Raw genomic sequence first — 10,176 nt, forward strand, 5'->3', positions numbered from 1 at the left:
CCCAGCACCGACGTTCTACGCTCTTGTAATTGACAGCCGACTGACACTTATTGGGAAATGCCGGTGACCTCAACAACTTCCGAATCGGAGATCGAACTTCCTGTCCTGCCCGTGCCGCGGGCCGCGCACTGCCCGCTGGCGGCACCCGCGGAGTTCGCGGACTGGCGTGACGGCCCCGGGCTGCGACGGGCGATGTTCGGCGGCAACCCGGTCTGGGTGGTCAGCCGGTACGCGGACATCAGGGCGGCGCTGGTCGATCCGCGCCTGTCCGCGAAGACCATTCCGGACTCGATCATGCCGACGGACGAGGACAACAAGGTGCCGGTGATGTTCGCGCGGGCCGACGATCCCGAGCATCAGCGCTTGCGGCGCATGATGACCAGCAACTTCACTTTCCGGCGCTGCGAGTCGATGCGCCCGCACATCCAGGACATGGTCGACCACTATCTCGGCCGGATGATCGACAAGGGCGCGCCGGCCGATCTGGTGCGTGAATTCGCCTTGCCGGTGCCGTCGATGGTGATCGCGCTGCTGCTGGGGGTGCCGCCCGAAGACCTCGAACTCTTCCAGCACAACACCACGCGGGGACTCGACCAAAGGAGCACCGACGAGGAGCGCGGACAGGCCTTCGGGGCCATGTACGCCTACATCCAGGAGTTGGTGGAACGCAAAGCGCACGAACCCGGCGACGACCTGATCAGCCGTCTGCTCACCGAATACGCGGCGACCGGCCAGCTCGACCACGCCACCACGTCGATGAACAGCGTCATCATGATGCAGGCCGGCCACGAGACGACCGCGAACATGATCGCGTTGGGAACGGTTGCGCTGCTGGAACATCCGGACGTATTCGCCCGACTCGGGCAAACCGACGACCCCGCCTTCGTCGCCAACGCCGTCGAGGAGCTCATGCGCTACCTGTCCATCGTGCACAGCCAGGTCGATCGCGTGGCGACCGAGGACCTGGTGATCGGTGGCCAGCTGATCCGTGCCGGGGAGTTCGTCATGATGAACCTGCTGGCCGGGAACTGGGACGCCGAATTCGTCGGCAATCCCGAAGCGTTCGATGCCTTCCGAAACGCCCGCGGGCACTTGGGCTTCGGGTACGGCGCACACCAATGCATCGGGGCGAACCTGGCCCGCGTCGAGATGCAGGTGGCGTTCACCACGCTGGCGCGCCGCCTGCCCGGCCTCAAGCTCGCGGTGCCGCCGGAAGAACTGCGGTTCAAAGACGCCAACATCTATGGCATGAAAGAACTCCCGGTCAGCTGGTGAGCGCCGCGGAACTTCGCTTCGACGACGAGGTCGCCGTCATCACCGGCGCGGGCGGCGGCCTGGGCCGGCAGTACGCGCTGCTGCTTGCCTCGCGCGGCGCGCGCGTCGTGGTCAACGACGTCGGTGGATCGGTGACCGGGGGCGGGTCCGACGCCGCGGCGGCCGGCGCCGTCGCCGACGAGATCCGCGCGCTGGGCGGCGAGGCCGTCGCCGACGCCCACACCGTGACGACTCCCGAAGGGGGACAGGCGATCGTCGACACCGCCCTGCGCGCCTGGGGCCGGGTGGACATCGTGGTCAACAACGCCGGGATCGTCGGCGACGCCCCCTTCGAGGACATGACCGCCGCCCGGCTCGAGCCGCTCGTCGACGTGCACCTCAAGGGCGCGTTCTACGTGACCCGGCCGGCGTGGGCGGCGATGCGCGGGCGGCGCTACGGCCGCATCCTCAACACGTGCTCGGCCGCGGGAATCCTTGGCGCCGAACGGATGAGCAACTACGGTGCCGCCAAGGCAGGGCTGATCGGACTGACCCGCGTGCTGGCCGCGGAGGGCGCCGCCCACGGCATCAAGGTCAACGCCATCGCCCCGATCGCCTACACGCGGATGTTGACGCACTCGATCGACGAGGCGGGCGCACCCGATGATCCCGCGGCGCGGGAGGTGCTGGACGACCTTGTCGGCCAGTACCTGCAGCGGCTGGACCCGGCGTTGGTGGCTCCGGTCGTGGCCTTCCTGGCACACCGGGATTGTCCGGTGTCGGGGGAGATCTACACGGTGGGCGCCGGCCACGTCGCGCGCTTCTTCATCGGCAGGACAAAGGGTTTCCATCGCCCGGGGCTGTCCGTCGAGGACGTGCGCGACCACCTCGACGAAATCCGCGACGAGGCCGGCTACACCGTTCCGGGCGGGCCGGGCGACGAGATGAGCGAGCTCTTCGCCGGCATCATCGGGGGTGTCAGCACCTGAACGCGGTGCCGACCCCGTCCGGCGGCGGCACGGACTTCAGGCAGCCGAACGGCTGGATGCCGGCGGCCGCGAATCGCACCGCCGACTGATGGGCGTAGTTCACGCAGAACAGGCCCGCCTGGTCCGCGCGGCAGCGGTAATCGCCGAACGACAGCGAATCCCCGTTGGCGAGTTCGGGCCCGTTGCCGTTGATGAACGGGCCGGGATCGGCGCGCGCCGACCCGACCTGCAGGTTCACCCCGTCGAAGTCGACCCAGCCGCCCTTCCACTCGCCGTAGGCCGTGTCGGGCCGGGGCGGGGGATTGGTCAGGTTCACCAGGCACGCCAGCGCACCGCCGGTGTGCTGGGAGTCGGTCATGCAGGAAACCGCGCCCGCGGTTGCCGTGAGCGCGACGTCGCCGCCGAGGGGTGTGCTGGCGCCGTCGCGCGTCGCGCTGTGATAGCGGCCCGGGTCGGCGGGGTGACCTGCCTCGATCCACGCGACGACGTCGGAGATCGGGGCGCCGGCCGCGGGCGCGACGGACGGGGCCGCCGGTTTGCTGCCCGACGGCCCGGTCGTTGTCGGCGAACCGCCGGCCGATGTCGGCGAGGTGGTCTGGGATTGCCCCGAGTTCCCCTCGCCCGCATGCGAGCAACCGGCAACCAGCAACGTCAGGGCGACCAGCGCGGCGATCCGCATCCCGCCAGGTTAGCCGCCACGCCCCGCGGTCCGGCGCACTAGTGGCCCTGCGGATCGCGTGTGTCAGTTACCGTCACTGGTATGCATCAGCGCACCACGCGCGCCCGCACGACCGCCGGGATCGTCGAAGGATTCACCCGCGACGGCGTCAACCGCTGGCGATCCGTCCCGTACGCCCGGCCGCCGGTGGGGCGCCTGCGGCTGCGGGCGCCGGAGCCGGCGCTGCCGTGGTCGGGGGTGCGGCACTGCCATGGCTTCGGCAACTGCGCGCCCCAGCAGCGCCGCTACACCCTGCTAGGTATCGGCCGCTACCAGCCCACCAGCGAGGACTGCCTCACCCTCAACGTCGTCACCCCGGAGGCCGCGCCGACGGAGCCATTGCCGGTGATGGTGTTCATTCACGGCGGCGGTTACATCCTGGGCAGCTCGGCCACCCCGATCTACGACGGCGCCGCGCTGGCGCGTCGCGGATGCGTATACGTGTCGGTCAACTACCGGCTCGGCGCGCTGGGATGCCTGGACCTGTCGTCGCTGTCGACACCGGATGTCAGCATCGACAGCAACCTGTACCTGCGCGACATCGTCCTGGCATTGCAATGGGTCAAGGACAACATCGCCGAATTCGGCGGCGACCCCGGCAGTGTCACCATCTTCGGCGAAAGCGCCGGGGCGTGCATCACCTCCACGCTGTTGGCCGTGCCCGCGGCCAAAGGCCTGTTCGCCCGGGCGATCTCGGAGAGCCCGGCGTCGGGCCTGGTGCGCTCGCAAGAGGTCGCCGAGGAATTCGCGAACCGATTTGCCCGGCTGCTCGGCGCGCGCGGCGGGGACGCCGCCCACGCGGTGATGCGGGCGTCAGCGTCGCAATTGGTCCGCGCCCAGCACCGGCTCATCGACGAGGGCATGGAGAGCAGGCTGGGCGCCTTTCCCATCGGGCCGAGCTTCGGCGACGACGTCCTGCCCGTCGAGCCCGTCGAGGCGATGCGCCGCGGCCGGGCGCACCGGGTGCCGCTCATCGTGGGCACCAACGCCGAGGAGGGCCGCCTGTTCACCCGGTTCCTCAAAATGCTGCCGACGAACAAATCGATGATCGAAGAGTTGCTGGCCGACACGGAACCGGCCGCCCGCGAACGCATTACGGCGGCCTACCCCGGATACCCCGCGCCCTCGGCTTGCATCCAGCTCGGCGGCGACTTCGCGTTCAGCTCGGCGGCGTGGCAGATCGCCGAGGCCCACAGCGGCCACGCGCCCACCTACCTGTACCGGTACGACTACGCCCCGCGCACGCTGCGCTGGTCGGGCCTGGGAGCGACGCATGCCACCGAGCTGCTGGCCGTCTTCGACGTCTACCGCACCCGGCTCGGCGCGCTGCTGACCGCCGCCGCCGATCGCGGCGCCGCCCTTCGGGTCAGCAACGAGGTGCAACGGCGGTGGCGGTCGTTCAGCCGCACGGGCGCGCCCGGCGACGACTGGCCCGCCTACACCCCCGCCGACCGCGCCGTCATGGTCTTCGACCGCAAGAGCCGGGTCGAGTTCGACCCGCACCCGCACCGCCGAATCGCCTGGGACGGTTTCTCCCTTGCGCAATGAGCTGGCACGCTGAGGTCCATGCACGCCGACACCGAGCAAATCATCGAACGCCCCGACGATCTCACGGCCGCCTGGCTGGCCGCGGCGCTCGGGGCGGGGCCCGTCGCCGACTTTGCCGTGGAGCGCATCGGCACCGGCCAGATGAGCGAGTGCTACCGCGTGTTGCTCACCTATGCGGATTCGGAAGGCCGGGGACCCGGGTCGGTGGTGCTCAAGGTCGCGGCGTCGGATCCGGTGAGCCGGCAGACGGGCTCGGCGCTGGGCCTCTACGAGCGCGAAGTCCGCTTCTACGGCGACATCGCGCCGCGGCTGGGCGGGCCCATCGCGCCGTGCTACCACGGCGCGGTCGATACTGCGACGGGCGTGTTCGACCTGTTGCTCGGTGACGCCGGGCCGGCCCTCGTCGGTGACGAAATCGCCGGTGCCACAACCGAGCAGGCCCGCGTCGGTGTCGTCGAGTTGGGGCGGCTGCACGGCCCGCTGCTCGGGGACACCACCCTGGCCGAGGCGCCATGGCTCAACCGGGACGCGCCGCTGAACCAGGCGATGATCGCGGCGCTGTACGCCGGCTTCGTCGACCGCTACGGCGACCAGATCGCCCCGGAACACCGGGTGGTGTGCGAACGCCTGGTGTCCGCGTTCGACGGCTACCTCGCCCAGGAGTCGGAGCCGGGCCGGATCATGGGTCTGGTGCACGGCGACTACCGGCTGGACAACATGCTGTTCGGCACCGCCGGGGCCGAACGCGCGCTGACCGTGGTCGACTGGCAGACCGTGTCCTGGGGGCCGGCGCTGACCGACCTGGCGTACTTCCTGGGCTGCGCGCTGCGTACCGAGGACCGCCGGGAGCGCTACGACGAATTGCTGACCGCCTATCACGAGGCGTTGGGGCCGCAGGCGCCGATCGGGCGCACCGACGTCGCCGAAGGTGTGCGCCGGCAAAGCTTTTTCGGCGTGATGATGGCGATCGTCTCGTCGATGCTGGTGGAGCGCACCGACCGCGGCGACCGGATGTTCATGACGATGCTGCAACGCAACTGCGACCACGTGCTCGACACCGACGCGCTGGCGACGCTACCGGTCGCGGCACTGCCGGAGCCGCTGCGACCGTCGGAGGACGACGAAGGCGCCCACGTCCCGACGGCCGAGCCGCTGTGGAGCGAAAGCTGGTACGCCGACTTCGTCGATGCCGCACAGGGATTGGGCGGCTGGTTTCGCCTCGGCCTGATCGCCAACCAGCAGACGGCCTGGGTGCACGCATTGCTGTGCGGACCCGACATGCCGACCGTCGCCATCGATGCCGAGGTCGCGCTGCCGTGCGACCCGTGGGTGGTGCGCACCGACGGCCTCGAGGTCGGCCACTCCGCCGCCGCCCCGTTGCAGTCCTATCGGGTGGACATCCGCGGGCGGGGCCAGGCTTTTTCCGATCCGTCGGCGTTGCTGCGCGGCGAGCCGGGGACTCCCGTCGCGGTGACGATGAATCTGGTGTGGGCCACCGACGGCACGCCGTATCAGTACCGGGTGACGACGCGCTACGAAATCCCTTGTACCGTCACGGGAACCGTCACAATCGGGGACACCAGCTATCGCGTCGACGCGGTCCCCGGGCAGCGCGACCACTCGTGGGGCGTGCGCGACTGGTGGAGCATGGACTGGATCTGGAGCGCGCTGCACCTCGACGACGGCAGCCACCTGCACGGCGTGAACATCCGCATTCCGGGCGCCCCGGAGTTCAGCATCGGCTACGCCCAGGACGCGGGCGGGGACCTCACCGAGCTGGAGACGGTCACCTCGCGGGAAGGCTTCGGCGACAACGGATTACCGCGGAATGCGACGCTGGAACTCAGCCCCGGCGGGATCACCGCCGAGGTCGAACTGCGCGGCCACGCGCCGGTGCGCCTGACCGCCGCCGACGGGCGGGCCAGCCAGTTTCCGCGCGCCTGGGCCACGGTCCACACCGCGGACGGCCGCAGCGGGGTCGGCTGGGTGGAATGGAACCGCCACCGCGCCGAGTAGGCGCCACGGCGCCCGTCGTCGTGATGGGCGTGTCCGGATCCGGCAAGTCGACGGTGGGGGCGGCGCTGGCCGGTCGGCTGGGAGTGCCGTTCGCCGACGCCGACACCCTGCATCCCCCCGCCAACATCGCCAAGATGACCGCCGGTAAGAGCCTCACCGACGACGACCGCCATCCCTGGCTGGAGCGGGTCGGCGAATGGCTGGCCGCCCACCGCGACGGCGGGGTGATGAGTTGCTCGGCGCTCAAACGCGCCTACCGCGACCAACTTCGGGCGCATTGTCCGCGCGCGACGTTCCTGCACCTGCGCGGTTCACCGGAGCTCATCGCCGCCCGGCTGGCCGGGCGGCCCGGACATTTCATGCCGGCTGCGTTGCTGCGCTCGCAGTTCGACGCGCTGGAGCCCTTGGGCGCCGACGAGGCCGGCATCACCGTGGACGTCGGTCAGCGTGTCGACGCGATCGTCGATGCGTTCGTGTCGGGCGCCTGAACGACGCGCGCCTTCGTGGCGCGGCTGGCGGTTTGGGTCGCCGCGGAGGCGAGCGACAACGTCCAGTTCAGCGGCAGCCCCAACGCGACGGCCCCGCCCCCATCAAGCGGTTCACCACGAGGCTCAACTGAGCGCGGCTACCAGGGACGGCGGCGGCGGGCCTTGACCCGTGTCTTGACGACCCCCTCGCCGACGCGCTCGCGGGCGGCGTCGGCCAGGTGAGTGCCGCGCACTGCGGCCTCGCTGGCGAGCTGGCTGCCACGCAGCCGCGCGATCTCCGCGAGTTCGGTCCCACGGTCGCGCGCCACGTCGACCAGCTCTTCGCCGCGCTTGCGCGCCTTCTTCGCCAGAGGCGCACTCCGGTCGGCGGCGGTGCTCGCCAGTTCCTCGCCGCGCTTGCGCGCCTTCTTCGCCAGGGGCGCGCCCTTTTCAGCCGCGGTGCTCGCCAGTTCCTCGCCACGTTTGCGTGCCTTCTTCGCCAGCGGCGCGCTCCGTTCCGCGGCGGTCTCGGCCAATTCGCGGCCGCGCTCGAGGGCGGCCTCGGCGTACGGGGCGCTCCGCTCGGCGGCCGTGCTGGCCAGCTCGCGGCCGCGCTCGAGGGCGGCCTCGGCGTAGGGGGCGCCCTTCTCGGCTGCGGTGCTGGCCAATTCGCGGCCGCGCTCGGCGCCGACGTGCAAACCGCGCGCGATCTTTTCGCCGAGCTCGCCGAAGTCGGCATCGGGGGACTCCAGGGATCCCGGCAGCGCCGACGACACCCGCTCGGAGAGCCGTTCGGCGGCCCGGCGGCCGCGCCATCCCAGGGACGGCTTGCCCGCGGTATCGGCGGACGCGATCATCAGCCCGCCCAGCAGGCTGAGGTCGGTCAGAAAGTCCTTGCGCTTCTGCGCTTTGAGCTGCGGGTCGCTCTCGCTCCAGAACATGTGGCCGCCGAGATTGGCCGGCACCACCGTCAGGGCGAGCGCCGCCGAGGCGACGCGCGGGGCTTTGCCGGTGGCGAGCAGCAAGCCGCCGCCGATCTGAACGGCCGCGGTGATCTGGGCGACGGTCTGGGGATCGCTGGGAACGCGGCTACCCACCGGATCCGGCAGGGCCCGAAGGCCGTCGACCGTCGGAGCCGCGGCTTCCGCCGCCGGTTTGGGATTGCGCAGTGAGTCGATACCTTGGCCGACGAACACCGCTGACAACAGGGGTCTCGCTATTCTGCGGAACAACATGGCAGCTGGGTTACCCCACGGACCCGCAAACAAACCGTGCCCGCGGGCCCTTGGCTCCGTGACCTTTCTGTTGACTCTGCTCTGAGGGTGTGGCCTTCTCGTACTTTTGCGCCCTGGACGCAGAGCCAACCGGGCGGCGGCCCCGGACTACGGTGGAGCGCGTGCGAGCGTTGATCGTCGTCGACGTGCAAAACGACTTCTGCGAGGGAGGCTCGCTGCCGGTGCGCGGCGGTGCGGGCCTGGCGTCCGCGATCGACGACTACCTGGCGTGCGGGCCCGGCTATGACCACGTCGTGGCCACCGAGGACTTCCACATCGACCCTGGCGACCATTTCTCCGACCGGCCCGACTACTCGTCGTCGTGGCCCCCGCACTGCGTCGCCGGAAGCCCGGGCGCCGAGCTCCGCCCCGAACTCGACCCCGCCCGGATCGAGGCGGTGTTCCGCAAGGGCGCCCACGGCGCCGCGTACAGCGGCTTCGAGGGCGCCGACGACGACGGGACCCAGCTGCTCGACTGGTTGCGGCGGCGCGGGGTCGATCAGGTCGACGTGGTGGGCATCGCCACCGACCACTGCGTCCGGCGCACCGCCGAGGACGCGGCGCGGGCCGGCCTGACCACCAGGGTGCTGGTGAATCTGACGGCGGCCGTGGCGGCGGATTCGGCCGAGCGCGCGCTGGCGTCGATGCGGTCGGCCGGCGTCGAGCTGGTCGGCGGGCCCTGACGGTGGCTCCGCTGGACCCCGAACGCCTGCTCGCCGCGGTGGAACGGTCGCCGCAGGCGGCCGCCGCGCACGACCGCGCCGAGTGGGTGGGGCTGTTCAGCGCCGACGGCGTCGTCGAGGACCCGGTGGGGTCGCGGCCGCACGTGGGGCACACGCAGATCGGCCGGTTCTACGACACGTTCATCGGTCCGCGCGACATCACGTTCCACCGCGACCTCGACATCGTGTCGGGCACCGCCGTGCTGCGCGACCTCGAGCTCGAGGTGTCGATGGGTTCCGCGGTGACGATGCACATCCCCGCGTTCCTGCGCTACGACCTCCGAGAAGCCAGCGGCCACTGGATAATTGCGCGATTGCGCGCCCATTGGGAGCTGCCGGCGATGATGCTGCAGTTCCTGCGCACCGGGACCCGCGCGGCGTCGCCCGCGGTGGCGCTGTCGCGTGGCCTGCTGGCCAATCAGGGGCTGCGGGGGAGTGCGGGCTTCCTGGCCGGGTTTCGGCGCCCCGGTGCACGGCACAAGCGGCGGGCCGAGGAGTTCCTCGGTGCCGTCGCGCGCAAGGACGAAGGCGCCGCCCTGCGCGCGCTGTCGCCAGAGGCGCCAATCACGTTGGGCGACATCGATGGTGGGATCCCGCTCGGCATCCCCGAACTTGTCGAACGGCTCGACGGGCTCAGCTGGACCAAGGTGATCGGCGCGGGCAGCACCGTCGCGGTGTCGGTCAACGCGGCTCACGGGCGCGGCATCGTGTTCGTCGACGTGGCGTGGCCTGGCAACGCGCTCAACGCGATTCGGTACTTTCCCGCCTGATCGGCCTCGGGAGTCAGCGCACCACCATCGACGCGAGCGTCGCCGCCGACAGGCCCAGGTAGGCGCCGGGAAACGCGATGTTGTAGAGGACCCGGGCCCTGATGTGCGTGAGTACCGCGCCGACGAAGAACAGGACCAGGCCGGCGGCGGCCGCGATCCCCAGCACCGGCAGACCCAGCAGCCCGGCGAGCAGCCCGCAGGCCCCGGCCAGCTTCACCGCGCCCAGCGCCGGAAGCCACGAGCGCGGCACCCCCACCTCGGCCGAATTCGACAGGACGAATCGGGCCGGGATGAGGTCGGCCACGGCGATGCCGGCGGTGACGGCGGCCGTGGCCAGCGTGATGACGACATAGACGGTGTGGGACATCAGTGACATGTGCTTTAGCCCCTTGTCTTCCAGCTGTTTCCGCAACGGCGA

The 10,176-nt window shown here is 70.8% G+C and carries 10 protein-coding genes; 7 read left to right on the plus strand and 3 right to left on the minus strand.

Annotated features, from left to right (window positions below; genetic code table 11):
* The first annotated feature begins 57 nt into the window (after positions 1–57).
* Positions 58–1,275: a cytochrome P450 gene (locus AC5Y43_RS06775; protein WP_499970645.1), complete on the plus strand. Its 1,218-nt coding sequence runs from the start codon at positions 58–60 to the stop codon at positions 1,273–1,275.
* Positions 1,269–2,243, plus strand: a complete 975-nt coding sequence (locus AC5Y43_RS06780) for an SDR family NAD(P)-dependent oxidoreductase (protein WP_499971497.1) — start codon at positions 1,269–1,271, stop codon at positions 2,241–2,243. The genes AC5Y43_RS06775 and AC5Y43_RS06780 overlap by 7 nt, the downstream gene beginning before the upstream one ends.
* Here AC5Y43_RS06780 and AC5Y43_RS06785 read toward each other — a convergent pair.
* Positions 2,233–2,922 carry a hypothetical protein gene (locus AC5Y43_RS06785; protein WP_499970647.1) on the minus strand — a complete coding sequence of 230 codons (690 nt, stop codon included), beginning with the start codon at positions 2,920–2,922 and terminating at the stop codon, positions 2,233–2,235. The genes AC5Y43_RS06780 and AC5Y43_RS06785 overlap by 11 nt on opposite strands.
* 81 nt (positions 2,923–3,003) lie before the next feature.
* Here AC5Y43_RS06785 and AC5Y43_RS06790 point away from each other — a divergent pair, with 81 nt between their 5' ends.
* The 3 genes from AC5Y43_RS06790 to AC5Y43_RS06800 are packed head-to-tail and all read left to right on the plus strand — an operon-like array spanning position 3,004 to position 7,013.
* The gene (locus AC5Y43_RS06790) at positions 3,004–4,509 is read left to right on the plus strand and encodes a carboxylesterase/lipase family protein (RefSeq protein WP_499970649.1); all 1,506 of its coding nucleotides are present in this window, start codon (positions 3,004–3,006) and stop codon (positions 4,507–4,509) included.
* An 18-nt stretch (positions 4,510–4,527) separates the two neighbouring features.
* Entirely contained in the window at positions 4,528–6,525 is a 1,998-nt protein-coding gene (locus tag AC5Y43_RS06795; protein WP_499970651.1) for a DUF7064 domain-containing protein, read from the plus strand.
* Positions 6,501–7,013 carry a gluconokinase gene (locus AC5Y43_RS06800; protein ID WP_499970653.1) on the plus strand — a complete coding sequence of 171 codons (513 nt, stop codon included), beginning with the start codon at positions 6,501–6,503 and terminating at the stop codon, positions 7,011–7,013. The genes AC5Y43_RS06795 and AC5Y43_RS06800 overlap by 25 nt, the downstream gene beginning before the upstream one ends.
* A 137-nt stretch (positions 7,014–7,150) precedes the next feature.
* Here the strand turns inward: AC5Y43_RS06800 and AC5Y43_RS06805 are convergent, their stop codons facing one another.
* Positions 7,151–8,227: a DoxX family protein gene (locus AC5Y43_RS06805; RefSeq protein ID WP_499970655.1), complete on the minus strand. Its 1,077-nt coding sequence runs from the start codon at positions 8,225–8,227 to the stop codon at positions 7,151–7,153.
* A 161-nt stretch (positions 8,228–8,388) separates the two neighbouring features.
* Here AC5Y43_RS06805 and pncA point away from each other — a divergent pair, with 161 nt between their 5' ends.
* Positions 8,389–8,949, plus strand: a complete 561-nt coding sequence (gene pncA / locus AC5Y43_RS06810; protein WP_499970657.1) for a pyrazinamidase PncA — start codon at positions 8,389–8,391, stop codon at positions 8,947–8,949.
* A 2-nt stretch (positions 8,950–8,951) separates the two neighbouring features.
* Entirely contained in the window at positions 8,952–9,758 is an 807-nt protein-coding gene (locus AC5Y43_RS06815) for a ketosteroid isomerase family protein (RefSeq protein WP_499970659.1), read from the plus strand.
* Between the two features lie 13 nt (positions 9,759–9,771).
* Here the strand turns inward: AC5Y43_RS06815 and AC5Y43_RS06820 are convergent, their stop codons facing one another.
* The gene (locus tag AC5Y43_RS06820; protein WP_499970661.1) at positions 9,772–10,134 is read right to left on the minus strand and encodes a DoxX family protein; all 363 of its coding nucleotides are present in this window, start codon (positions 10,132–10,134) and stop codon (positions 9,772–9,774) included.
* Positions 10,135–10,176: the final 42 nt, after the last annotated feature.

The organism is Mycobacterium sp. NGS57, from assembly GCF_059812405.1.

What these genes read in the sequence shown, in the direction of transcription:
- AC5Y43_RS06775 (WP_499970645.1), top strand. Translation starts at nt 58, where the DNA reads ATGCCGGTGACCTCAACAACTTCCGAATCGGAGATCGAACTTCCTGTC.
- AC5Y43_RS06785 (WP_499970647.1), bottom strand. Translation starts at nt 2,922, where the DNA reads ATGCGGATCGCCGCGCTGGTCGCCCTGACGTTGCTGGTTGCCGGTTGC.
- AC5Y43_RS06790 (WP_499970649.1), top strand. Translation starts at nt 3,004, where the DNA reads ATGCATCAGCGCACCACGCGCGCCCGCACGACCGCCGGGATCGTCGAA.
- AC5Y43_RS06795 (WP_499970651.1), top strand. Translation starts at nt 4,528, where the DNA reads ATGCACGCCGACACCGAGCAAATCATCGAACGCCCCGACGATCTCACG.
- AC5Y43_RS06800 (WP_499970653.1), top strand. Translation starts at nt 6,501, where the DNA reads ATGGAACCGCCACCGCGCCGAGTAGGCGCCACGGCGCCCGTCGTCGTG.
- AC5Y43_RS06805 (WP_499970655.1), bottom strand. Translation starts at nt 8,227, where the DNA reads ATGTTGTTCCGCAGAATAGCGAGACCCCTGTTGTCAGCGGTGTTCGTC.
- AC5Y43_RS06820 (WP_499970661.1), bottom strand. Translation starts at nt 10,134, where the DNA reads ATGTCACTGATGTCCCACACCGTCTATGTCGTCATCACGCTGGCCACG.